The organism is Micromonospora sp. NPDC005194, from assembly GCF_040608335.1.
Taxonomy (GTDB): Bacteria; Actinomycetota; Actinomycetes; order Mycobacteriales; family Micromonosporaceae; genus Micromonospora.
The window spans coordinates 1-23,422 of sequence record NZ_JBEXIA010000051.1 but is presented as its reverse complement, the minus strand read 5'-3'; the positions used below and the strand labels follow the sequence as shown (position 1 = coordinate 23,422).

Here is a 23,422-nt window from a genome sequence, read left to right as displayed (position 1 = left end):
AGTCAGGCCCCGACCTCGGCAACCATGGTGTCCGCGTCCGTGAACGACTCGACAGTGCGGAACCCTTCGGACGCGTAGAGACGGGCGGCGGCGTTCGCCCGCTCCACGCTCAGCGACACGGTACGGATGCCGCGGTCCCGCGCGGCGTCCAGGACGGCGCGCAGCAGCGCCCGGCCCACACCCCGCCCTCGCCACTCTCGCCGCACACCGATGGTCAGCTCCGGCACGTCGTCGGCGACGTACCCGTAGCCGGGATCTTCGGCGCTCAGGTGCCGGAACCAGGCGGCGCCGAGCGGCCGGTGAGCGGGGTCGACCGCGACCACACCGACGTCGGTCGGCCGCATCCACCCCGTGACGTAGTGGGCCAGCGCGGGATCCGCCAGGATCCGCTCGCGAGGCCAGTCGCGCTCGGGCAGCCAGTTCACGGCCTCGACGGCGAAGCCCCGCCACCGACATCGGGGACGGGCGGGAGTTCGTCGACATCGCCGCGCGACAGGCGCAGGGCGGCCCGCTGCAGGTCCGCGAGCGGGGATGGGCAGTGACTACGCTCGGGGCATGTTCCGTGCGGCTCGGCCCGATGACTTCGCGCAGATCATCCGCCTCTACCGGCAACTGAATCCGGACGATCCGGTGTTGGACGACGGATCCGACGAGGGGGTCTTCCAGCAGATCGTGAGTTCACCGGGGCTGCGTCTCTTCGTCCTCGAACGGGACGGGGTCGTCGTCGCCACGACGTACCTCAACGTGATCCCCAACATCAGCCGGTCGGCGTCGCCCTACGCCGTCATCGAGAACGTCGTCGTCGACGAATCGCGACGCGGCACCGGGCTCGGCCGGCAGATCATGGCCGGCACGCTCCAGGCCGCCTGGGACGCCGGCTGCTACAAGGCGATGCTGATGACGGGCTCGCGCGACCAGTCCACCCACGCCTTCTACCGCGCCTGCGGCTTCTCGGCCGACGTCAAGACCGCGTACCTCGCCCGCCCACCGACATCCGAGGGTTAACCGGGGAAGGTCTCGCGCAGGGCCGGGTCCAGCGCGCGGCCGGTCGTCGGCTCGACGAACAGCTCGGCGAGCAGCAGATCCGCGAGGTGGGTGGGGTTGATGCCGGACTCCTTGCCACCGAGGGCCTGCGACGCGCCGCCGAGCCGCAGGGCCGCCCGTGCCGCGCCGGCCGGGAGCCGGGCGACCCGGCGGCGTCGGCCCACCGCCTCCGCGATGCGCCCGATCATGTCGGTCCAGGTGAGGTTCTCGTCGGCGATCGGGATGTCCGCGCCGCTGGCCTGCTCCAGGGCGTCCGCCGTGACCTCGGCCACGCTGCGCGCCGACGCCGCGGCGCTTCCGCCGGTCGGCGCGACCAACGGGGTACGCGAGCGCGCCCACCGGTCCAGCGGACCGGCCCAGTTCGGCAGCCGGTCGCCGGCCCGACCGAAGACGAACGGCAGTTCGAGTACGGCGACCGGCAGACCCGTCCCGGCGGCGGCACGCCCCTCCCGGGCCTGCTCCAGCCGGCAGCGGATGTACGTGTGGCGCTCGGCGAGCCGCCACTGTGGATGCAGCCGGTTGAAGTACGTGTAGTACGAGCCCATGATTACCCCGCGGGTGAGACCCTCCGCGCGGGCGGCGGTGAACAGGCGTACCACCGGATCGACGTTGTCGCGGCGGAACTGCGGGTAGATCGGTTTGGGCAGCGGCCGCTGCTCGTCGGTCCGGGTGGCGTACACGACGCCCTCGTGACCGGTCAGCAACGCCCGCAGGTCGTCGATCGAGGCGGACCCGACATCGAGCTGGTGGTTGACTCCCGGCCCGGCGCTCCGCGCCACCGAGGTCGTGGCATGACCGCGCTCCCGCAGCACCTCCACGACGTGAGCGCCGATCAGGCCACTGCCACCCACCACGAGAATCCGCACGGCTCATCGTCCACTGCGGAGCCCCGTGCTTGTCAACAGTCGCCGTCGCTGTCGGCAGTCGAGGGGTGCGGTGGGCCCGGCCCGGTCACCGAACGGGCCGGGCCCACCACGTGTCAGCCGGTGGTGAGGACGAACTTCTCCCAGGCCCCGACGGACGTACGGTTGGCGATCAGTGACCCGGCCCCGGCGTTCTCCGCGCACACGATCTGGTTGTTGACCGTGGCGCGCAGACTGACCGTCCCATCCGAGTTGGTGATGAGCTGGAAGGTCTCCCACGACCCGACCGACGTGGCGTTGGCGACCAACGCTGCGGCGCCGGCGTTCGTGGCCGAAACGTAGAGCCCGTTGGCACGTGACCGCAGCGCGATGTTGCCGTTGCCGGCGTCCACCCGGTCGAACTGCTCGGTCGTGCCGACGCTGGCCTTGTTGGCGATCAACGCGGTGCTGCCGACCGCCGACACGTACTGGTTGTTGACCTGCGCCCGCAGCGTGCTCACCGGCGTGCTGCCACCGGTGCCGGTGGTGAAGGTGAACGCGTCGACATCGAACAGGTAGCCCGACCCGCCCTTGAAGACCAGGTACAGCGTGGTCGACGCGCTGGGCGGGTTGCTGATAGTGGCTGACGCATCGACGAACGTCTCCCAGTTGCCGGTCACCGGAACCGTGACCGTGCCCAGCAGAGTGCCGGTGGCCGACCCGGTCCGGACCTCGATGGTGCCACCGGCGCCGGCCGACGACGCCCGCACGGTGATGCGGTTGGCGTTGGCCAGGTTGTACGGCGTGTACGAGATCCAGTCGTTGTTCTCGATGAACCCGGCCGTGCGGCCACCCTCGGCGCTGGTGTGGTCGGTGGCCTGGACACCGGACGTCGCGCCGAAGTGCTCACCCTGGCGGTGCTTCGGTTGCAGCGTCCTGATGCTGTGCGTGGTCAGACCGCCGTTGTCGGTGTAGGCAGCGTCGAAGACCCCGTAGATGTTGGCCGCGGAGTCGTGCTCCCCGTCGGTCGGCACGGTGATCGAGCCGCTGCACCCGTTCTTCGAGGTGATCTGGTGGGCGTGGCTGTCGTGGCCCAGCGCGTACGTCAGGCTCACCTTGGAACAGTCGATTGTGCCGTCCTGCGGGTCGCTCACGCTGATCTGGTACGACACCGTGTCACCGAAGTTGAACAGCTGCCCGTCGACGGGCGAGGTCAGCGTCACCGTCGGCGCGGTGTTTCCCACGGTGATGACCAGGCTCGCCGTGCCGGTCAGGCCGGCCGGGTCGGTGACCTTCAGGGTGGGGGAGTAGGTGCCGTTGGTGGTGTACGTCTTGGTGGGGTTGGCCGCCGTCGACGTGGTGCCGTCGCCGAACGTCCACAGGTAGCTCAGCGCCCCGCCCTCGGGGTCGGAGCTGCCAGCCGACGAGAAGTTCACCGTCAACGGGTTGGCCCCCGACGTGGGGTTCGCCGAGGCGACCGCGATGGGGTTGCGGTTGCCGCCGCCGATGTACTCGATCCGGAACAGCGCCTGGTTGTTCGAGCCGGTGCCGTAGTCCAGCACGTACAGCGCGCCGTCCGGGCCGAAGGCCATGTCCATGACCTGGGTGCCGCTCCACGGGAACGAGGAGATCTCGCCGCGGGAGCCGTCGGCGTTGATGGCGATCGGCTTGATCCAGCGTCGGCCGTACTCGCCGGCGAAGAACTGGCCGTTGAGCGACTGCGGGAACTTGATGCTGGAGTTGAGCGAGGCGTCGTACCGGTAGACCGGCCCGGCCATGGGCGACTCGGAGCCGCTGCCGAACTCCGACGGTGACCCGGAGTCGCCGGCGTACTTGATCCAGGCCGGCTTCGCCGCGGGCAGCGTGCCGAGCCCGGTGTTGCGGAACGAGTTGTTGGTCGGCCCGCCCGTGCAGTTGTACTTCGACTGCGACGGCCCGGACGGGAACGTGTATTCATTGTATGTTTCCGTGCTCGTGTTGCTGCCGGTGCAGTACGGCCAGCCGAAGTTTCCGGGCGCCGTGATGCGGTTGAACTCCACCTGGCCCTGCGGACCCCGGCTGGAGTTGGTGCTCCCGGCGTCCGGGCCGTAGTCGCCGACGTAGACGACGCCCGTCGCCTTGTCGACGCTCATCCGGAACGGGTTGCGCATACCCATCGCGTAGATCTCCGGACGGGTGTTGGCCGTGCCGGGCGCGAACAGGTTGCCCGACGGGATCGTGTACGTCCCGTCCGCCTGCGGCTTGATCCGCAGCACCTTGCCCCGTAGGTCGTTGGTGTTGCCCGCCGAGCGCTGGGCGTCGAACTGCGGGTTGCGGTCGGTGCGCTCGTCCAGCGGCGCGTAGCCCGACGACTCGAACGGGTTGGTGTCGTCGCCGGTGGTCAGGTACAGGTTGCCGGCGGCGTCGAAGTCCAGGTCACCGCCGACGTGGCAGCACTGCCCACGGTCGTTGGCGACCTGGAGCACGATCTTCTCGCTGCTCAGGTTGAGCGTGTCGTCGCTGTTGAGGGTGAACCGGGACAGCCGCAGGTGCCCCTTCCACCGGTCCCAGTCCGACTGCGTGCCGGTGGTGGGGGCGTCCCCGGACGGGGTGCTCAACGTGGGCGAGTAGTACAGGTAGATCCATCTGTTGGTGGCGAAGTTGGGGTCGACGGCGACGCCCTGCAACCCCTCCTCGTCGTGCGTGTAGACGGACAGGGTGCCGGAGACCTTGGTGTTGCCGGCCACGTCGGTGACCCGCAGGACGCCGTTGCGGGCGGTGTGCAGCACCGAGCGGTTGGGCAGGATGGCCAGGGACATGGCCTCGCCCAGCTCGGCCGAGCCGGTGGCGAGTTTGACCTGCTGATAGTCGCTGGCGGGGATAACCACCGCCTGGGCGGCGGTGGAGGGTGCGGCCACGGCCAGGGTCACACTCGCGACGGTGGTGACCGCCGCGACGAGTGCCCGGGACCAGCGCCGGGGGTTCGAGAGCATGATCGTCCTTCCTCGACGACCAGGGCCGGGCGTGCGGGGGCGCACCACGGCCAGGTGAGGGTGGTGAAGAAGCGAGCCGCGGCGCGGTCAGTTGGTGACGAGGTTGAACTTCTCCCACTGGCCGATGGAGGTCCGGTTGGCGATCAGCGGGGAGGAGCCCCCGTTGTCGGCGGCCACGTACCGGCTGTTCACGGTGGCCCGCAGGCTGACCGTGCCGTCGGAGTTGCGGATCAGCTGGAAGGTCTCCCACGCGCCGGCGGTGGCCCGGTTGGCGATCAGCGCGGCGGCCCCGGCGTTCTCGGCGGCGACGTACTGCCCGTTGCTCTTGGCGCGCAGCGCGACGTTGCCGTTGGCGAGGTTGACCAGTTCGAACCGCTCGCTGGTCCCGGCGGAGGTCTTGTTGGCGATCAGCGGGGTGGTGGCGTTGGGCGCGCTGACGTACTGGTTGTTGGCGAGGGCACGCAGGGTGGAACCGGTGGCGGCGGGCGGCGGGGTGGTCGGCGGGGCCGTCGTCGGCGGGGCCGTGGTGGGCGGTGCGGTGGTGGGCGGCGCGGTGGTGGGCGGCGCCGTGGTGGGCGGCGCGGTGGTCGGCGGCGCGGTGGTCGGAGGCGTCGTCCCCGGCGAGCAGTTGGCGCTCACCGAACCCGCGGCGACCTGCAGGCCACCGAGCAGCATCTTGGTGAAGTTCGGGTCGGTGTACGACGCCTCGGTGTGCCCGAGGCCCGTGTACCAGGCCCGACCGCCGCCGAACGCCTTGCACCAGGTGATCGGGTGGTCGCCGTTCATGGTGCCGCCGCTGTAGGACGACTCGTCGAGGCTGGCGAGGACCCGCGCGCTGGAGCGGGGGTTGGTGCGGTAGTTGTACCACTCGTCGGAGCGGACCCAGGTGGCGCCGAGATGCGCGGTCGACGGGTTGGTCCGGTCCTCGATCTTCACGGTCGCGGTCTGGATCGCCGGGTGCGAGTCGAACCACGCGCCGACCAGCTGGCCGTACCACGGCCAGCTGTACTCGGTGTCGGCGGCGGCGTGCACGCCGACGTACCCGCCGCCGGCGGCGATGTACTGCTCGAAGGCCGTCTGCTGGCTGGCGTTGAGGACGTCGCCGGTCGTCGACATGAAGACCACCGCCTGGTACTGGGCCAGGTTGGAGGTGGTGAACTGGGCGGCGTCCTCGGTCGCGGTCACGCTGAAGCCGTTGGAAGCGCCGAGCTGCTGGATGGCCGCGATTCCGTTCGGGATGGACGAGTGCCGGAAGCCGGCGGTCTTGCTGAACACCAGGACCTTGGTCAGCGGTGCGGCCGAGGCCGTCGTGGGAAGGGCTATCAGGCCGGCCATCAACACGGCCAGGCCGGTGACGAATGCCAACAGGCGGGGACGGGAACGCATGGTCTTGCTCCTCTGCTGAGCGTCGACCCCGAGGGGTGCGCGAGGGCACGCCCGGGGCCAGGGTGGCGGTGGTGCGGAAGCCGGGCCGCCGATGCTCGGCTGAGATGGTGCGGTGATGTGGAGCGGTGGTGAACGTGCGATTGGCCAGCCGATGACTCCGACCAACCTCTATGGACGGTCACAGTGCATCGACTCACATCGCTGACGCAGTAAACCTCCGATGTCTGCGCCCCGTCAAGCCCACCCGCTCCGGCCTGGGACGCACCGTGGCACGGTCAGCGCCGGCGTCGGAGCGGGACGTAGGGTCGGCGGTATGTCCACCGACGAAGATCGCGAGCGCCTCGCCGGGCAACTCGCGGCGCTGCCGGTCCGTGAGCTGGTCGACGTCCTGCGGCGTGCCCTGCCGCGGTTCACGCAGGAGGTGTACGGCATGCGAACGGTGCTGACCCTGGCCAACGTCACCTGGTTCGAGGACGATGTCGACCCGGGCCTCGACGTCGAGTTGGTCGCCTGGCCCGATCGCGACTACTACGGCGGTGAGCTCGGCCTGGATCAGGGCCTGTGGGAGAACGGCCGGTGCCCACGCTGCGATGTCGAGGTCACCTCGAACGCCAAGCGCGCGCACTGCCCGTACTGCGGCACCGCGTGCGTCCTGACCTGACGGTGCGCGCCAGCGTCGCGGTGGTCAGCCTCGGCCGTTCGACTCCGGGTCGCGAGTGCCCCTGGTCGCCATGAGGATGAGGTCGGCGATCGCCTCGGGGTGCGTGACCATGGCGAGGTGTGAGGAGTCGACCTCGATCGTCGTCGCGTTCATCCGCTCGGCCAGGAACCGCTCCAGCTCGGGCGCGGTGGTCCGGTCCGCGGTGGAGACGGAGTAGTACGGGCAGGCTTGCGCCGGAGGCGTCAGCGACCGAGGACGAGGTACGCGAGGCCGAGGACGCCGCGGTAGCCGCCGACGTACTGGCGCAGCCGGTCGTCGAGCTCCGCGCGGATCTGGTCCGCGCGGGGATCCTCGGGGTACGTCAGCAGCCACTCTTGCCGCCCCGCGAGCCAGGTGGACTCGAAGTCGTCCCACTCCCGCTGGTCGGCGGTGCTCAGGTGCAGCAGCCGCCAACCGCGCGCGCGGGCGGCCTCGACGAGGCCCGCGAGATCGGTGACGTCCGCACCGAAGATCCGCGTGGCCTCCGCGGTGGGGTCGGACTGCCAGTACCCCTCGCCGAGCAGCAGCCGCCCGCCCGGACGGACCACGCTGGCGAGCGCGTCGAGGGCCGCGCCGGTGCCGCCGAAGACGTGTGCCGAGCCGATACACAGGACCCGGTCGGCCGGCTCGTGCCAGGCCGCGGCCTCGCCCATCACGAAGGCGACGTGCCGGTTCAGCGACTTCTCGGCGGCGAGCCTGCGCCCGCGGGCGAGGGCGGCCTCGTCGGTGTCGACACCGACGCCCCTCGTCGCGACGGGGCCTGCCACGCCGCCCGCGGCGACGGCGCGCAGCAGCAGCTCGCCCCAGCCGCAGCCGAGGTCCAGCACGCGCGCGCCGGGGCGTACGTCGAGTCGTCGCAGCAGCAGGGCCGCGTGCTCCTCCGAGAGCGGCGTGTTCCAGCGCATCCGCGCGTACCGGCTGGCGGCGAGGTGGTCGGTGCTGTGCATCCGTTCAGGGTGTCAAGTCGGGATCACCGGCGCGCACCGGGTGGGGTGCGTTCGGGTTGCGCGCAGGTCGGGACGGGTGTCGGGGCGTACGGCAGGATCGGTGCAGTGGACGCGGGCGCGGCGCAGCCCTGGCGGTCGCCGACCCGGCAGGAGGTCGCGGCCGCGGCCGGTCGTGGCCTGGTGGACGTGATCGGCCCGGGCCTGCGGGTGCTGTTCTGCGGCTTCAACCCGGGTCTGTACTCGGCGGCGGTGGGGGAGCACTTCGCCCGCCGGGGCAGTCGCTTCTGGCCGGCCCTGCACGGCGCCGGCTTCACCGACCGGGAGCTGCGCCCGTGGGAGCGCGCCGAACTGCTGCGGCAGGGACTGGGCATCACCAGCCTGAGCAACCGGGCCACCGCCCGCGCCGACGAGCTGACCCCGGCCGAGCTGGTGGCCGGGGTGACCGGGTTGGCGGTGAAGGCCGAGCGGCACCGGCCGAGGTGGGTGGCGATTCTCGGGGTGACCGCGTACCGGATCGCGTTCGTCCGGCCGAAGGCCGGGCTGGGCCCGCAGCCGGAGCGGCTGGGCCCGGCCCGGGTCTGGGTGCTGCCCAACCCCAGCGGTCTGAACGCGCACTTCCCGCTGCCGGCGCTGACGGCCGAGTTCGCGGCGCTGCGGCGGGAGGCGGGTTCCTAGACGCCGTCGGCGGCCAGCGCCCGGTAGTAGGGGGTCATGGCGGGGTGGTACTCGTCGAACTCCGGTTGGCGGGAGCCGTCCCGGGAGGCGACCAGCATGTCCAGGTAGTACTCCCAGCCGGCGCCCACCTCGGCGATGCCGTCCAGGCTGGTGAGGCGCTGGGCGAAGCGCAGCTCGGTGGTGCCGTCGGTCTCGGTCAGCGCGAACTCCAGCAGCCAGCTGCCCGAGCCGTCGATCATCGACACGCCGAGGCGCCGCTGCGGCTCGCACACCTCGATGCGTACGTCGCACCAGGGCTGCTGCTCCTCGTACGCCATCTGGACCCGGATGGTCCGGCCGGGCCCGGCGTCGCCCTCCCACGGGCCGAACCAGCGGGCCGTGCGCTCCGACTCGGTCAGGCTCGCCCACACGTCCGCCGCCGGGGCGCGGAACGTGCGGGTCAGGACGAGGTCGTGGCCGGTGGCGGTGCGGAACAGGCGGCCAGCGGGTGTACGGGTCATGCGATGTGCTCCGTTCGGTGTTCCGCCGGGCCGCGGGCGCGGCGTTCCCGGCGGGTTCGATGGACCTCGGTCTCCAGGGCGTCGAGGCGTTGCTCCCACCGGTCCGGTGCGGTGAACTCGGCGAGCCAGTCGATCAGCGCGGCGAGCGGGCCGGGGTCGAGGCGGTAGATCCTGCGGCGGCCGATCAGCTCGTCGCGGACCAGCCCGCTCTCCCGCAGCACCCGCAGGTGGCGACTGACCGCGGGTCGGCTGATGGCGAACCGCTGGGCGATCTCACCAGCGGCCAGCGGCGCGTCGCGCAGCATGGTCAGGATGCGCCGCCGCACCGGGTCCGCGATCGCGGTGGCCACCTCGTCCACGCCCGAAGCGTAACCCATAGGTTACGGGTTTGCGTAGGGCCGGCTGCGTCGATGGTGGGCACATGATCACCTGACCTGGCACTCTTGAGGGCATGCCAGCCCAGCTTCGATCCCGCCTGCTCGATTGGACCGTCGCCGTACCCGTGCTCGCCGTGCTGGTGTTGCTCGTGACGTGGGGGCGGGACCTTCCCGCCCCTGTCGTCGTGGTGGTCGCCGCGTTGCTGGGCGGTGCGGTGCTCGCCGCCGTGCACCACGCCGAGGTGGTCGCCCACCGGGTGGGGGAGCCGTACGGCTCGCTGGTGCTCGCCGTCGCGGTCACGGTCATCGAGGTGGCCCTGATCGTCACGCTGATGATCAGCGGGCCGGAGAAGACCCAGTCGCTTGCCCGCGACACCGTCTTCGCCGCCGTCATGATCACCTGTAACGGGATCCTCGGCCTGTCCCTGCTGCTCGGGGCGCTGCGCCGACGCGTGGCCGTGTTCAATCCCGAGGGCACCGGCGGGGCCCTGGCCACCGTGATCACCCTGGCCACGCTGAGCCTGGTCATCCCGACCTTCACCACGGCCCGCCCCGGCCCGGAGTTCAGTCCGGCCCAGCTCGCCTTCGCCGCCGTCGCGTCGCTCGCGCTGTACGGGCTGTTCGTGCTGGTGCAGACCGGCCGGCACCGCGACTACTTCCTGCCCGTCGACACCGAGGGTCGGGTGATCGACGCCGAGGAGCACGCCAAGCCGCCGACCACCCGCGCGGCGCTGATCAGCCTGGGGCTGCTGCTGGTGGCGCTGGTCGCGGTGGTCGGCGACGCCAAGACCGTCTCGCCGACCATCGAGGCCGGCGTGGCGGCGGCGAACCTGCCGCACGCGTTCGTCGGCGTGATCATCGCCCTGCTGGTGCTGCTGCCGGAGACCCTGGCCGCCGCCCGCGCCGCCCGCCGGGACCGCGTGCAGATCAGTCTGAACCTCGCCCTCGGCTCGGCGATGGCCAGCATCGGCCTGACCATCCCGGCCATCGCCATCGCCTCGATCTGGCTGGACGGCCCGCTGCTGCTCGGCCTCGGCGGCACCCAGCTCGCGCTGCTCGCGCTCACCGCGGTGACCGCCGTGCTGACCGTGGTGCCGGGGCGGGCCAACGTGTTGCAGGGCGGTGTGCATCTGGTGCTGCTGGCCGCGTTCGTCTTCCTGGCCGCCAGCCCCTGACCTTCTCGGCGTCGCGCCCCTCGGCGCTCGCCGGCCGCCGGCTCAGCCGGCGGCCGGCGGGTCGTCCGCCAAACGGTCCGCGCGGGCGTTGAGGTAGCGCTGCTGCGCCAGGTTCGTCGAGCGTGCCGCCGCCATCCGGTACGCCTCCCGCGCCGCGACCCGCTCGCCGGTCAGCTCCCACAGGTGGGCGCGGGCGGCCGGCAGCCGCGGATCGTCGGCCAACCGGACGTCGTCGGCCAGGTCGGCCAGCAGCGCCAGGCCGGCCGGCGCGCCCCGGCTCATGGCCACCGCCACGGCGTGGTTGAGCGCCACTACCGGATTGTCGGACAGGCCGAGCAGCACCTCGTACAGGGCGGTGATCTGCGCCCAGTCGGTGGCCGCCGCGGTGGGCGCCTCGTCGTGCACGGCCGCGATGGCCGCCTGGAGCTGGTACGGCCCGACGACCCCGCGCGGCAGCGCCCCGGTGATCAGGGCGACCCCCTCGGCAATCTGGTCGGCCCGCCACCGGCTGCGGTCCTGCTCGGCCATCGGCACCAACTCGCCGTGGGCGCCGATCCGCGCCGGCGCGCGGGCGTCGGTGAGCAGCATCAACGCGAGCAGCCCCGCGACCTCGGGGTCGTCGGGCAGCAGCCGGTGCACCAGCCGCGTCAGTCGGATCGCCTCGGCGGTCAGGTCGGCGCGCAGCAGCCCCGGGCCGGCGGTACGCGCGTACCCCTCGGTGAAGACCAGGTAGAGCACGTGCAGCACCGCGGCGACCCGGTCGGCGCGCTCCGCCCCGGTCGGTGGCGCGAACCGCAGGCCACTGTCGCGGATGCGCTGCTTACCCCGGCTGATCCGCCGGGTCATCGTCGCCTCCGGCACCAGGAACGCGCGGGCCACCTCGGCGGTGCTCAACCCGCCCACCGCGCGCAGCGTCAGCGCGATCTGCGATGCCGGCGTGAGCGCCGGGTGGCAGCACAGGAACAGCAGGATGAGCGTGTCGTCGGCGTCCGCCGGGGGCCGGTCGGCGGCCGGCGCCAACCACTGCTCCGGCAGCACCCAGCGCGCCACCGTCTCCTCCCGCCGCGTCCGCGCCTGGTCACGCCGGAGCAGGTCGGTGAGCCGCCGGGACGCGACGGTGATCAACCACGCGCGGGGATTCTCCGGTACGCCGTCGCGCGGCCAACCGTCCGCCGCCGCGATCAGCGCCTCCTGCACCGCGTCCTCGGCGGTGTCGAAGTGCCCGAAGCGGCGGACCAGCGCGCCGAGGACCTGCGGCGCCAGCTCGCGCAGCAGATCCTCGGCGGGCGTTGCCAACACCGGTCAGCCGGCCAGGTCCTCGACGCCGTCCAGCACCGGCCGCACGTCCACGTACGCGCCGGGGGTGTCCGGGTCGACCAGGCCGGCGGCGATCTCGGTGGCCCGGTCGAAGCTGGCGCACTCCACGATCGTGTAACCCGCGAGCACCTCCTGCGTCTCCGGGTACGGGCCGTCGGTGACCACGGACGCCCCGTCCCGGACCTGCACGCGGCGGGTGTGCACCGGCTCGCTGAGGCCCCGTGCGTCGACCAGTTCCCCGGATTCGGCGAGCGCCTGGTGGAACGTCTCCATGTGCCGGTGCATGGCCGCGATCTGCTCGGCGGACATGGCCGGCCGGTCGGAAGCCCGCCCCGACAGCACGTCATAGTCCTGCTGCGACCCGTAGAGCAGAATCATGTACTTCACAGTGGCCTCCTGTCTCCGGTGCCGCCCCGGCACCGCTCACCGGAAACGTCGAACCCCAACCCCCCACCCGGACACTCCCGCCCCCACCAGATCCCTGGTTGATCATGAAGTTATTGCCTTCGATGCCGGCGTGTCGGGGCAATAACTTCATGATCAACGGGTGGTGGGGGCGGTTCCCGGGTCCGCCGTTGTGCGCTCGCGGGCGGGGATCGGGCGGCCGGGGTCTGATCAACTCCGTTTCGCCGAAGTCGCTGTATCCAGGGCGTTGGGACACCCCGATATCGCCGACCTGGAGTCGATCAGCCGCGCGAGTGGCGGATGCTCGTCGGGGCTGGCGTTGATTGTCTGGTTTGGGCCTTTCCGTTACGTGGTCGTTGGGGCCTAGATTGGCGGACATGACGGTGGTGTGGGTGGTCGCTGGGGTTTTCGTTGCGGTGGCGGGACTGGCGGTCGGAGTCGTGGCGCGGCGGGGACGGGGGCGGCTGGCTTCGGGTGACGACCTCGCCGCCGGCCGGGACGCTCGCGCCAGGCAGCAGCGGTACGAGGCGGAGCGGAACGGGGACCAGGGCGGGACGTGGCAACGTGGCCGCGAGTCGGGCGGCTGAGGGGTCACTGGCCGTAGGAGAGGCGGAGGCGGTTGTTGATCAGGTAGTTGAGGCGGTGCCGCAGGTAGCCGAGGGTGCTCTCGCTCGGTAGGTCCGCCTCGGTGGTCAGGGTCCAGCGCAGCGTGCAGTCCCCGCCGGGCGAGCCGTGCGTCACGTCGAAGCGGATCCGGTCCAGCGGCCGGTGCGGCCACAGCGACGACCACACCAGCAGCACCGGTGCGTAGCCCGCCACCACCCGGGGCGGCACCTCGTCGTCGCGCAACTCCAGCCACGGACGACTGCCAGCCTCGTACGGGTCACGCAGCGACCGCCACACGACATGCGCCGGGGCCGGCTGGCTTCGTCGGCGGCTGCCCAGCACGTGCACGTCGCCCTCCTCACCGGACGGCCACACCCGCCCCCGGGCCATTGTGGCGGCCCGGCACCGGCCGCGTGAACCGCCCGGCCGGCCGGGGGTGAAGCCGCCCGGCCGGTCCGAGGGTCAAGCCGCCCGGCCGGCCTGAGCGTGAACCGTCCGGCCCCGTGGTGCGTGAATCCGGTGAGCGTGGCGGTCGTACCGTCGGGGTACTGCGCAGCGGGAGCGCCGATGTCTGGGAGGCACAGTGGGGGCATGGTCAGGACGCGACGCCCGGGGACCCCTGGCGGGCCTGGTGGTCGCCGCGCTGGTGTCGCTCGCCTGCGCCGGCGGTGGGCTGGCCGAGCCGGAGGGCGAACGCCCGGGGGCGAACCCGCCGGCCGCCTCGCCGGGGCCGAGCACCACCCGCGCCGACAGCACCACCAGCGTGGCCGAGTTCAAGCAGGACGTCGCCGACGCGCAGGCGGTCGCCGAGCGCTACTGGGCGGCCCAGTTCAAGGCCTCCGGGAAGCGCTTCCAACCCATCCGGCGGGTCACCCCGTACCAGCGGGCCGGCGAGGTCTCCTGCGGCGGGCAGCCGCTGCCCCGCAACAACGCGGTCTACTGCTCGCAGGGCGACTTCATCGCGTACGACGTCGCCTGGTCGGTGGCCGCGTTCCGCGAGGTCGGTGACGCGTTCGTGTTCTACCTGCTCGGCCACGAGTACGCCCACGGCATCCAGGTGCGCCTCGGCATCAACTACAGCTTCACCATTCAGCAGGAGTTGCAGGCCGACTGCATGGCGGGGGCGTACCTCGGCGACTCGGTGCGCTCCGTCGACCTGACCCTCGCCGAGGGCGACCTGGACGAGTTCCGGGAGGGGGTGGCGGCCGTCGGCGACGACCCCGACCAGCCGTGGTTCGCCGAGGGCGCGCACGGCACCGCCGAGCAGCGCACCGACATGTTCTTCCGCGGCTACGAGCGCTCGCTGAAGGAGTGCGACCTGGGCTGAGCGGGGTTGCCCGGATCACCCCGGCGCCCGTTGCCGCCACCGGCCACGGGTCGTGCTGGCAGGATCGCCGGTGTCGCCCACGACCCTGGAGGATCCGCTGAGCAGCCAACACCCCGCCGCCGTGCTCTTCGACATGGACGGCACGCTTGTCGACAGCGAGAAGCTGTGGGACGTCGCGCTGCAGGAACTGGCGCGCGAGTACGGCGGTGACCTCTCCGCCGACGCCCGCCGGTCGATCATCGGCACCGCCATGGCCGAGTCGATGCGCATCCTGCACGACGACCTGGGGCAGCCCGAACGGGACCCCGAGATCAGCGCGGCGTGGATCAACGCCCGGATCCTGGAGCTGTTCCGGGGCGGTCTGCCCTGGCGGCCGGGGGCGTTCGAGCTGTTGCACGCGGTCCGCGCGGCGGGAATCCCCACCGCGCTGGTCACCTCCAGCCCTCGGGCCCTCGTCGAGATCGCCCTGGACACCCTGGGTCGGGACACCTTCGACGTGGTGGTCGCCGGCGACGAGGTGGTCGCGGCCAAGCCCCACCCGGAGCCCTACCTGACCGCCGCGCGGCTGCTCGGCGTGCCGATCGAGCGGTGTGTGGCGATCGAGGACTCACCGACCGGGGTGGCCAGCGCGCTCGCCTCCGGCGCGGCCGTGCTGGCCGTACCCGCCGAGGTGCCGTTGCCCGCCAGGACCGGCGTACACCAGGTGGAGAGCCTGACGGGCGTGGACCTGGAGGTGCTCGCGGCCCTGCTGGCCGACCGGGCCGCGGCCTGACGAAAACGTGGCCTGACGAAGAAGGGGGACCCCGCCGTTGCGGGGCCCCCCTTCTCTCGGTCTGGCGTCAGTCGTGGGCGATCGCGCCCAGGACGTTGATCCGGGCCGCCCGCACGGCGGGGAGCACCGCGGCCACCACCCCGATGATCGCGGCGAGACCGAGGAAGACGCCCATCTGGCCCCACGGCAGGATCAGGTCGGTGATGCCCTCGTCCTTGAGCGCCTCGACCACGGCGGCGCCGAGGCCGCTGCCGACCGCCACGCCCAGCAGCGCGCCGAACACGGAGATCACCACCGCTTCGACCGTGATCATGCCCATGGTCTGCCCGCGCCGCAGGCCGATCGCCCGCAACAGGCCCAGTTCGCGGGTCCGCTCCAGCACCGACAACGCCAGGGTGTTGATGATGCCCAGGACGGCGATGACGATGGCCAGCGCCAGCAGGATCTGGATCATCGTGAGCAGCCCGTCGAGCTGACCGGTCTGCTGCTTGATGAACGCGTCCCGGTCGGCCACCGACACCTCGGGACTGTCCGCGAGCAGCGCCTCCACCTGCGGCTGCACGTCGGCCACCCGGGCGCCCGCCGCCAGCTGGATGAAGCCCTGAATGGGCTGCGGGATGGCGAAGTCCTTCGCCGCGGTCGCCGGCAACGTCACCGGGTTGGTCAGCTGCGACGACTCGTAGATGCCGCTGATCGTGTACGTCCGGGCCTCGCCCCGGGTCAGCTGCACGTTCACCGTCGAGCCGACCGACCAGCCACGGGACTTGGCGGTGTCGGAGCTGGCGAGCATCTGGGTCGGCCCGAGCCGGTCGATGTCACCGGCGGTGGCCTTCGCCCCGAAGATCTGCCGCAGCGACGCGACATCGCTGCTCGCCGCCACCCAGGTGCCCTCGCCGTTGATCCTGGCCATGTCGCCGTACTCGCCGTCGACCATCTGCACGCCGGGCAGGGCCTTGGCCCGGTCCAGCACACCCGGGTCGAAGCTCGGCGGACGCGGCCCACCCTGCTGGCCGGAGATCACCAGCTCGGCCTTGATGGTGTCCTGGGCGAGGGCGCTGATGCTGCCCTTGGCCGAATCGAGAATCACCGTGACGCCGGTGACCAGCGCGATGCCGACCATCAGCGCGGCCGCGGTGATCGCCGTGCGGCGCGGGTTGCGCCCCGAGTTCAGCCGGCCCAGCTTGCCCGGCACCGACCAGGAGAAGATCGCGCCGAGCAGGCTCACCACCGGCCGACTGATCAGCGGGGTCAGCAGCGCCACGCCGATGAAGGCGAACAGCACCCCACCCAGGATGGTGGCCAGGGTCTGACCACCCGCGTTGCCGCTGAGCCCCAAGAAGAGCAGCAGCGCGCCGATGCCGGTGACCACCGACCCGGCCACCGTGACCTTGGTCAGCGGCCGGTCCGGGGTCGCCACGTCCTGCATGGCGGCGATCGGCGGGATCCGGGATGCCCGCAGCGCCGGCAGCAGCGCCGCCACCACGGTGATCACCAGACCGACGCCGAAGGAACCGATCACCGCGGCCGCCGGCACACCGATCCCGGCCAGGGTCAGCCCACCGGCCAACTTGCCGAACAGGAACGCCAGCAGCGCCCCCACACCGATGCCGGCCGCCAGGCCGAGCACCGACGCGATCAACCCGACCGCGATGGCCTCCAGCACCACCGAACCGATGATCTGCCGGCCGCTGGCGCCGATGGCGCGCATCAGCGCCAGCTCCCGGGTCCGCTGCGCCACGATGATCGAGAAGGTGTTGAGGATGAGGAAGGTGCCCACCAGCAGCGCCACCGCGGCGAAGCCGAGCAGGATCTTGTTGAAGAAGGACAGGCCCTCCTTCAGGCTGGCCGAGGCGTCCGCGGCCACCTGCTCGCCGGTCTTCACCTCGTAGTCCGCGCCCAGGGTCCGGGCCACGTCGTCGCGCAGCCTCTCGTCCGAGACGCCGTCGGCGGCGCGCAGTGTGATGCTGCTGAACGTGTCCGGCTCGCCCAGCATCAGCCGCTGCGCCACCGGCGTGGTGAAGAAGACCTCGTTGACCCCGCCGATCGAATCCCGGTCACCGCTGTAACCGAGGATGCCGACCAGGGTGAACTCCCGCTTCTTGGACTCGAACGCGGTGAGCACGCCAACCTTCTGACCGACGCGCACCTTCGCCGTGGTGGCTAACGCCTTGTTGACCACGATCTCGTCCTCGGCCTGCGGCGCGCGCCCCTCCCGCAGCCGCATCAGGTCGCTCTCGCCGGTCCAGTTCTCGCCCAACTGCGGCGGACCGAACGAGGTGATCACCTTGCCGTTGCTGCCGATCACCCGGGCGCCGTCGGCGTTGACGATGCCGGTCGCCGAGGCCACCCCCGGCACCTGCTTGACCCGGTCCACCACGGCGGCCGGCAGCGGAGCGGCGGTCTGCTCGCCCTCCATCTCGTCGACCTGCACCTTCGGCTTCGCCGCGACGTTCACGTCGATCTCGGAGAACCCGTCGGCGAAGACCGAGTCGAAGGAGCGGCCCAGCGTGTCGGTCAGCACGAACGCGCCGGAGACGAACATGACGCCGAGCACCACCGCCAGCCCGGACAGGATCAGCCGGACCTTGCGGGCCAGCAGACTCTTGAGTGTCGCCCGGAACATCAGTTGCCCACCTCGGCCGGAGTGTCCAGCTTCTTCATGGTGTCCAGCACCGTGTCGGCGGTCGGCTCGATCAACTCCGAGACGATCTGCCCGTCGGCGAGGAAGACCACCCGATCGGCGTACGCGGCGGCCGTCGGGTCGTGGGTGACCATGACGATGGTCTGGCCGTGCTCACGCACCGAGTTGCGCAGGAAGCCGAGCACCTCCGCGCCGGAGCGCGAGTCCAGGTTGCCGGTCGGCTCGTCAGCGAAGATCACGTCGGGGCGGGAGACCAGCGCCCGCGCACACGCCACCCGCTGCTGCTGACCGCCGGAGAGCTGCGCCGGCCGGTGGTCCAACCGGTCCTGCAGGCCCACCGTCTTGATCACCGTGTCGTACCAGGCCGGGTCCGGCTTGCGACCGGCGATCGACAACGGCAGCAGGATGTTCTCCTTCGCGGTGAGCGTCGGCAGCAGGTTGAACTGCTGGAAGATGAAGCCCACCTTGTCTCGGCGCAACTTCGTCAGCCCCGAGTCGCCCAGACCGGTGACCGTCGTCGCACCGATCGACACCGTCCCCCGGGTCACCGAGTCCAGACCGGCCAGGCAGTGCATCAGCGTCGACTTGCCGGAACCCGACGGGCCCATGATCGCGGTGAAGCGGCCACGTTCGAACTCCGCGCTGACCCCCCGCAGCGCGATGACCTGAGCCTCGCCGCTGCCGTACACCTTCCACACGTCGTTCGCCCGGGCCGCGGCCTGCGCCTGCTGGCCTACCGTCGCGGTCACGTCATCTACCTCTTCCGTCTGTCCGAATCTCACGCCGCCCCCCGATGGTCCGGCGTGCCGTTCAATCATCGGCGCTGCTCGCGCCCGTCCCGTCCGCCCCTGGGGGGACCCGGCGCGGATTTCCCGCTGCGGGTGCACCCCCATGCCGCATCAGGGTTGCCCCTGACCCGGCCGCCGATCGACCGGTTTCCCGACCGGCGAAACACCGCCGGACACGACACGTCCCCCGTTGGCCACAGGAGGGTCAACCGCGCCGAGCCGTCTACGGTCACGGTAGGTGAGCACGGCAACGGGGCCGTCCCCCCACGGAGGGATCTTCGAGTACGCCGGGTGGGGTAGCCGCCGCGCGTCCGCTACGCCCGCGGGCGGACCAGACCCGACTCGTACGCCAGCACGACCGCCTGCACCCGGTCGCGCAGCCGCAGCTTGGTCAGCACGTGCCCGACGTGGGTCTTGACGGTGGTCTCGCTGACCGACAGCACCGCCGCGATCTCGGCGTTGGACAACCCCCGGGCCACCTGCACCAGCACCTCGCGTTCCCGGTCGGTGAGCGCGCTGAGCGCCGCCGACGGCGTCGCCGCCGGGTCCGGCAGCAGGTCGGCGAAGCGCTCCAGCAGCCGCCGCAGGATCCGCGGCGCGACCACCGCGTCCCCGCCGGCCACCGTGCGGATCGCCGCGATCAGCTCCTCGGCTGGTACGTCCTTGGCCAGGAACCCGCTGGCGCCCGCGCGCAGCGCCCCCACCACGTACTCGTCGAGGTCGAACGTGGTCAGCACCAGCACCCGCACCGGCAGGCGGGAGTCGACGATCGCCCGGGTCGCCGCCACCCCGTCCATGCGGGGCATCCGGATGTCCATCAGCACGACGTCGGGCAGCAGTCGCCGGGACAGCTCCACCGCCTCCACGCCGTCGCCGGCCTCCGCCACCACGTCCAGGTCACCCTCGGCGCCCAGCACCATCCGGAAGCCCGTGCGCAGCAGCGGCTGGTCGTCGGCGAGCAGGATCCGTACCGGCCGCGCCGAGGCAACCCGATCGGCCATCACGTCTCCCGTCCCCTCGCCGTCGCGCCCACACCGGTCATCGTCGCGTACCCGGCCGGCGCGTCGTGGACCACGGTAGAGGCCCGCCGGCCGCGGTGTCCCGACCGACGCGGCACCGTCGCGGTCGGGTCCGAAAGCCCGCCGCGGCCCTCACTCGTCGGCGCCGGGCACCACCGGAGCGGAACGGGCGTCACGCAGCGGATCGGCGTTCGCCGCCGCGACGGGGAACGGCGGCGGAGTGCCGCCGAAGGTGGGGCAGAGCGCCTGGTGACTGCACCAGTCGCACAACCTGCTCGGACGAGGTCGGAAATCCTGGCGGGCGGTGGCCTGCTCGATCGCCCGCCACAACGCCACCACCGTGCGCTCGAAGCGGACCAGCTCGTCGGCGTCGGGGGTGTAATCCAACACCTCGGCGTCGCGCAGGTAGAGCAGGCGCAGCACCCGGGGCACCACCCCCCGGGTGCGCCACAGCACCAACGCGTAGAACTTCAGCTGGAACAGCGCCCGCGCCTCGAACGCCTCCCGGGGCGCGCCGCCGGTCTTGTAGTCGACCACCCGCAGCGCGCCGTCCGGGGCGACGTCGAGCCGGTCGAGATAGCCCCGGATCAGCAGCTCCTCGTCGACGACCGCCGAGATCAGGCTCTCCCGTTCGGCCGGCTCCAGCCGGGTCGGGTCCTCCACGGCGAAGTAGCCCTCCAGCAGCCCCGCCGCGGAGCGCAGGAACTCCACCGGGCCGGCCGGCTCGGCGCCGTCGAAGATCCCGGCCAGCTCCGGCTGCTCGGTGACCAGCCGGTCCCACTGCGGGGCCACCAGGTCGCCGGCCGCGGCCGGCGTGCGGGCCTGCGCGGGCAGGTCGAACAGCCGCTCCAGCACCGCGTGCACCAGCGTGCCCCGGGCCTGCTCGACTGTCGTCCGCTCCGGCAGCCGGTCGATGCTGCGGAACCGGTAGAGCAGCGGGCAGGTCTTGAAATCCGCCGCCCGCGACGGGGACAGCGAGGCCCGCACCGTCGGCGGTGTCTGCGCCGGGGAGGAGGACTGGGGGGTGGTGACCGGTTCCGCCGTCATGTCCGCAAAGGTTAGGGCACCGGTGTGACACCGCCCGCCGCCCGCCCCACGCCGGGCCGGTCCGTAGCATCGGTGCGATGGAGCAGACATCCCGGCCGCCGCGTCGGTCCGACCGGCGACCCGGTCTGAGCGTGGGCCGGGTGCTCGGGGTGCCGCTGCACCTCAACGCCTCGATGCTCCTGCTCGCCGTGCTGGTCGCCGTGCTCTACGCCGAGTTCGCCCGCCGGCAACTGGACCTGCCGCAGGTCAGTGGCTATCTGATCGGCTTCGGGTTCGTGGTGTCACTGCTCGGCTCGGTGCTGCTGCACGAGCTGGGTCACGCGCTCACCGCCCGCCGCTACGGCATCGGTGTGCGCGGAATCACCCTGGAACTGCTCGGCGGGTACACCGAGATGGACCGGGACGCCCCGACACCCAAGGTCGACCTGCTGGTGTCGCTGGCCGGCCCGGCGGTGTCCGCGGTGCTCGGCGTCCTCGCGGTCGCCGCCACCCTGGCCCTGCCCCCGGGCACCGTGGCCCACCAGCTCGCCTTCCAGCTCGCCCTGAGCAACGTCATCGTCGCGCTGTTCAACATCCTCCCCGGGCTGCCGCTGGACGGCGGGCGTGCCCTGCGCGCCGCCGTGTGGGGCCTGACCCGCGACCGGCACCGCGGCACCGAGGTCGCCGGCTGGGCGGGCCGCGTCGTCGCCGTCGGCACCGCCGCCCTGGTCGGACTGCTGACCCTGACCGACTTTCTGGCGCCGGTGGCGCTGCCGCTGATGCTGCTGGTCGCCGTCACGCTCTGGCGCGGCGCCGGGCAGTCGATCCGCGCCGCGCGGGTCAGCCGGCGGTTCCCGCTTATCGACCTGTCCCGACTGGCGCGGCCGATCTGGCCGGTGCCCACCGGCACGCCGCTGTCCGAGGCCCAGCGCCGCCGCGCCGAGGGCGGGCAGCCCAACGCCGCGCTGCTGGTCACCGACTCCACCGGCCACCCCGTGGCGCTGGTCGACCCGGCCGCCGCCGCGGCCGTCCCCGCCGAGCGCCGCCCCTGGCTGGCGGTGGACGCCGTCGCCCGCGCACTGGCCGGGCTCCCCACCCTCCCGGTCGGGCTGGACGGCGAACGGGTGATGGAGGCCGTGCAGACCCACCCGGGCGCGCAGTACGTGGTGACGTCAGGCGAAGATGTCGTCGGCATTCTGCACATCGGGGACCTGGCACAGCTCCTCGAACCCAACCGGAAGATGACATCGTGACCGCAACTCCCTCCACCGTCGCCGCCGACCCCGCCAGCCCGGCGCTGACACCCGTGCACCGTGGCCCGTTCCGGCCCGGCGACCGGGTGCAGCTGACCGACCCCAAGGGGCGGATGCACACCGTGACGCTGGAGCCCGGCAAGGAGTTCCACACCCACCGCGGCATCCTGGCCCACGACGCGCTGATCGGGCTGCCCGACGGCAGCGTGGTGACCACCTCCGGCGGCGGAACCGCCTTCCTGGCGCTGCGCCCGCTGCTCTCGGACTACGTGCTGTCCATGCCGCGCGGCGCCCAGGTGATCTACCCGAAGGACTCGGCGCAGATCGTCGCGATGGGCGACATCTTCCCCGGCGCGAAGGTCCTCGAGGCCGGCGCCGGCTCCGGCGCGCTCAGCTGCTCGCTGCTGCGCGCGGTCGGCACCGAGGGGGAGTTGCACTCGTTCGAGCTGCGCGACGACTTCGCCCAGATCGCCAAGCGCAACGTCGAGGCGTTCTTCAACGGGCCGCACCCCTCCTGGCACCTGCACGTCGGCGACGTCGCACAGTGCCAGGAGACCGGCTTCGACCGGATCATCCTGGACATGCTCACCCCCTGGGAGACCCTCGACATGGTCGAGCGGGCGCTGGTGCCCGGCGGCGTGTTCATCGGCTACGTGGCCACCACCCCCCAGCTCTCCGAACTCGTCGAGGCGCTGCGTGAGCGCGGCGGCTGGACCGAGCCCCGCGCCTGGGAGTCGCTGGTGCGCGACTGGCACGCCGAGGGCCTCGCCGTCCGCCCCGACCACCGGATGATCGCGCACACCGCGTTCCTGGTCTCCGCGCGCAAGCTCGCCCCGGGCGTCACCGCGCCGCCGCGCCGCCGCAAGCCCAGCAAGGGCACCGAGGCGTACGCCCAGCGCCGGCAGGACCTGCGCGAGGCCGAGGCGGCCCGGCAGGCGGCCGCTGTCCGGGCCGCCGGCGCGCAGCCCGACGCGACGGGGGAGATGGACAGGCCGTGACCATCGGCGAGCGGGGGGAGGCGGCGGCATGAGCCGACCGGGTTACGGCGGCGGCGACCTGCCCGCCGTGTTTCCGGACTGGTCGCCCTACCAGGACCTGGAGTCGGCGGCGCGGGCCTATCTGCGCGACCCGGACGTCGCCCTGGAGGCGCTCGGCGGGGTGCTGCGCGGCGCCTCGGTGCTCGGCTTCACCCTGGAACGCTTCGTCAACGAGGTCAACGGCGTGTGGCAGGAGGTCGTCGTCTGCGACGGCAGCCGGCTGATCCTCTGGCACGGCGAGGACGTGCCGCCGGGGGAGGGGCCGCCGGGATCGATGACGTCGTCCCTGCGGGTCGTGCCGGTCTCCACGGTCACCGAGGTGGGCTGCCGGCGGCGGCTCAACCGCTCGGACAGCGGCGAGATCCGAGTCGACAGCATCGACGTCTACCTGCTGCTCACCTCGTTGGACGAGGCCCCGCCGAGCGAGGAGATGGCGGGTACGCCCCGCCACGACGCGCTGCGCTTCGGCAAGACCCTCGACGACGGCGGCGCCGGGCAGATCGCCCGGTTGGAGGAGTTCGCCCGGCTGGTGGCGTCGGTGGTCGGCCGCCGGGCCAGGTCGAAGGGACGTACCGCCTCGGCGGCGGCGTACTCGTCGATCCGCTCCGGCGCG

The 23,422-nt window shown here is 72.2% G+C and carries 23 protein-coding genes and 1 pseudogene; 9 read left to right on the top strand and 15 right to left on the bottom strand.

The annotated features are described in order from the left end of the window. Positions 1 to 2: 2 nt before the first annotated feature. Entirely contained in the window at positions 3 to 425 is a 423-nt protein-coding gene (locus ABZU53_RS29220) for a GNAT family N-acetyltransferase (RefSeq protein WP_355068712.1), read from the bottom strand. A gap of 130 nt (positions 426 to 555) precedes the next feature. Between ABZU53_RS29220 and ABZU53_RS29215 the strand changes: the two genes are divergently transcribed. Continuing rightward, positions 556 to 1,005, top strand: coding sequence for a GNAT family N-acetyltransferase (locus ABZU53_RS29215; RefSeq protein WP_355068710.1), 450 nt, complete (start codon positions 556 to 558; stop codon positions 1,003 to 1,005). On the opposite strand, the gene ABZU53_RS29210 is transcribed toward ABZU53_RS29215, so the two are convergent. From ABZU53_RS29210 to ABZU53_RS29200, 3 genes are all read right to left on the bottom strand, one after another. Beyond that, positions 1,002 to 1,910 carry an NAD(P)-dependent oxidoreductase gene (locus tag ABZU53_RS29210; RefSeq protein ID WP_355068708.1) on the bottom strand — a complete coding sequence of 303 codons (909 nt, stop codon included), beginning with the start codon at positions 1,908 to 1,910 and terminating at the stop codon, positions 1,002 to 1,004. The two genes, ABZU53_RS29215 and ABZU53_RS29210, sit on opposite strands and share 4 nt — an antisense overlap. A 113-nt stretch (positions 1,911 to 2,023) precedes the next feature. Next, on the bottom strand, positions 2,024 to 4,858 hold the full coding sequence (locus tag ABZU53_RS29205; RefSeq protein ID WP_354863309.1) for a PQQ-dependent sugar dehydrogenase: 2,835 nt from the start codon (positions 4,856 to 4,858) through the stop codon (positions 2,024 to 2,026). A gap of 87 nt (positions 4,859 to 4,945) precedes the next feature. After that, positions 4,946 to 6,244 carry a ThuA domain-containing protein gene (locus ABZU53_RS29200; RefSeq protein WP_355068706.1) on the bottom strand — a complete coding sequence of 433 codons (1,299 nt, stop codon included), beginning with the start codon at positions 6,242 to 6,244 and terminating at the stop codon, positions 4,946 to 4,948. Between the two features lie 313 nt (positions 6,245 to 6,557). Between ABZU53_RS29200 and ABZU53_RS29195 the strand changes: the two genes are divergently transcribed. Next, entirely contained in the window at positions 6,558 to 6,905 is a 348-nt protein-coding gene (locus ABZU53_RS29195; protein ID WP_354863228.1) for a hypothetical protein, read from the top strand. Between the two features lie 24 nt (positions 6,906 to 6,929). On the opposite strand, the gene ABZU53_RS29190 is transcribed toward ABZU53_RS29195, so the two are convergent. Both ABZU53_RS29190 and ABZU53_RS29185 read right to left on the bottom strand, forming a co-directional pair. After that, entirely contained in the window at positions 6,930 to 7,058 is a 129-nt protein-coding gene (locus tag ABZU53_RS29190) for a hypothetical protein (RefSeq protein WP_355068704.1), read from the bottom strand. A gap of 89 nt (positions 7,059 to 7,147) precedes the next feature. Next, positions 7,148 to 7,891 (bottom strand): methyltransferase domain-containing protein, encoded by a 744-nt coding sequence (locus tag ABZU53_RS29185; protein ID WP_355068702.1) that lies wholly within the window; start codon positions 7,889 to 7,891, stop codon positions 7,148 to 7,150. Between the two features lie 105 nt (positions 7,892 to 7,996). Between ABZU53_RS29185 and mug the strand changes: the two genes are divergently transcribed. Beyond that, entirely contained in the window at positions 7,997 to 8,566 is a 570-nt protein-coding gene (mug, locus tag ABZU53_RS29180; protein WP_355068700.1) for a G/U mismatch-specific DNA glycosylase, read from the top strand. Here the strand turns inward: mug and ABZU53_RS29175 are convergent. After that, entirely contained in the window at positions 8,563 to 9,066 is a 504-nt protein-coding gene (locus ABZU53_RS29175) for an SRPBCC family protein (RefSeq protein WP_355068698.1), read from the bottom strand. The genes mug and ABZU53_RS29175 overlap by 4 nt on opposite strands. Further along, positions 9,063 to 9,425, bottom strand: a complete 363-nt coding sequence (locus tag ABZU53_RS29170) for a metalloregulator ArsR/SmtB family transcription factor (RefSeq protein WP_355068696.1) — start codon at positions 9,423 to 9,425, stop codon at positions 9,063 to 9,065. The genes ABZU53_RS29175 and ABZU53_RS29170 overlap by 4 nt, the downstream gene beginning before the upstream one ends. A gap of 92 nt (positions 9,426 to 9,517) precedes the next feature. Between ABZU53_RS29170 and ABZU53_RS29165 the strand changes: the two genes are divergently transcribed. Beyond that, positions 9,518 to 10,618, top strand: coding sequence for an ionic transporter y4hA (locus ABZU53_RS29165; RefSeq protein ID WP_354863234.1), 1,101 nt, complete (start codon positions 9,518 to 9,520; stop codon positions 10,616 to 10,618). Positions 10,619 to 10,660: 42 nt separating this feature from the next. On the opposite strand, the gene ABZU53_RS29160 is transcribed toward ABZU53_RS29165, so the two are convergent. The 3 genes from ABZU53_RS29160 to ABZU53_RS29150 form a co-directional block, all read right to left on the bottom strand. Continuing rightward, positions 10,661 to 11,917, bottom strand: a complete 1,257-nt coding sequence (locus ABZU53_RS29160; RefSeq protein ID WP_355068695.1) for a sigma-70 family RNA polymerase sigma factor — start codon at positions 11,915 to 11,917, stop codon at positions 10,661 to 10,663. A gap of 3 nt (positions 11,918 to 11,920) precedes the next feature. Beyond that, positions 11,921 to 12,313: a YciI family protein gene (locus ABZU53_RS29155; protein WP_354862402.1), complete on the bottom strand. Its 393-nt coding sequence runs from the start codon at positions 12,311 to 12,313 to the stop codon at positions 11,921 to 11,923. Positions 12,314 to 12,931: 618 nt separating this feature from the next. After that, positions 12,932 to 13,321, bottom strand: a complete 390-nt coding sequence (locus ABZU53_RS29150; protein WP_354862394.1) for a hypothetical protein — start codon at positions 13,319 to 13,321, stop codon at positions 12,932 to 12,934. Positions 13,322 to 13,484: 163 nt separating this feature from the next. On the opposite strand from ABZU53_RS29150, the pseudogene ABZU53_RS29145 reads away from it, so the two are divergent. Together ABZU53_RS29145 and ABZU53_RS29140 are read left to right on the top strand one after the other, a co-directional pair. Further along, a pseudogene (locus ABZU53_RS29145) lies at positions 13,485 to 14,273 on the top strand (neutral zinc metallopeptidase); the annotation flags it as partial. Between the two features lie 121 nt (positions 14,274 to 14,394). Then, positions 14,395 to 15,045, top strand: coding sequence for an HAD family phosphatase (locus tag ABZU53_RS29140; protein ID WP_355068737.1), 651 nt, complete (start codon positions 14,395 to 14,397; stop codon positions 15,043 to 15,045). A gap of 67 nt (positions 15,046 to 15,112) precedes the next feature. Here the strand turns inward: ABZU53_RS29140 and ABZU53_RS29135 are convergent, their stop codons facing one another. The 4 genes from ABZU53_RS29135 to ABZU53_RS29120 form a co-directional block, all read right to left on the bottom strand. After that, a complete protein-coding gene (locus ABZU53_RS29135; protein WP_354862391.1) occupies positions 15,113 to 17,668 on the bottom strand; it encodes an FtsX-like permease family protein in 2,556 nt (851 codons plus the stop codon). Further along, on the bottom strand, positions 17,668 to 18,435 hold the full coding sequence (locus ABZU53_RS29130; RefSeq protein ID WP_234581947.1) for an ABC transporter ATP-binding protein: 768 nt from the start codon (positions 18,433 to 18,435) through the stop codon (positions 17,668 to 17,670). Before ABZU53_RS29130 ends, ABZU53_RS29135 begins: the two co-directional genes overlap by 1 nt. A 353-nt stretch (positions 18,436 to 18,788) precedes the next feature. Continuing rightward, positions 18,789 to 19,475 carry a response regulator transcription factor gene (locus ABZU53_RS29125; RefSeq protein WP_354862389.1) on the bottom strand — a complete coding sequence of 229 codons (687 nt, stop codon included), beginning with the start codon at positions 19,473 to 19,475 and terminating at the stop codon, positions 18,789 to 18,791. Between the two features lie 150 nt (positions 19,476 to 19,625). Then, positions 19,626 to 20,540, bottom strand: a complete 915-nt coding sequence (locus ABZU53_RS29120) for a PD-(D/E)XK nuclease family protein (RefSeq protein WP_354862387.1) — start codon at positions 20,538 to 20,540, stop codon at positions 19,626 to 19,628. Between the two features lie 173 nt (positions 20,541 to 20,713). Here ABZU53_RS29120 and ABZU53_RS29115 point away from each other — a divergent pair, with 173 nt between their 5' ends. The 3 genes from ABZU53_RS29115 to ABZU53_RS29105 form a co-directional block, all read left to right on the top strand. Beyond that, the gene (locus tag ABZU53_RS29115; protein WP_355068735.1) at positions 20,714 to 21,772 is read left to right on the top strand and encodes a site-2 protease family protein; all 1,059 of its coding nucleotides are present in this window, start codon (positions 20,714 to 20,716) and stop codon (positions 21,770 to 21,772) included. Between the two features lie 44 nt (positions 21,773 to 21,816). Continuing rightward, positions 21,817 to 22,770, top strand: a complete 954-nt coding sequence (locus ABZU53_RS29110; protein ID WP_354862397.1) for a tRNA (adenine-N1)-methyltransferase — start codon at positions 21,817 to 21,819, stop codon at positions 22,768 to 22,770. 28 nt (positions 22,771 to 22,798) lie between these two features. Continuing rightward, positions 22,799 to 23,422 (top strand): hypothetical protein (locus ABZU53_RS29105; protein WP_355068693.1); only part of this gene is annotated, 624 nt, incomplete at its 3' end.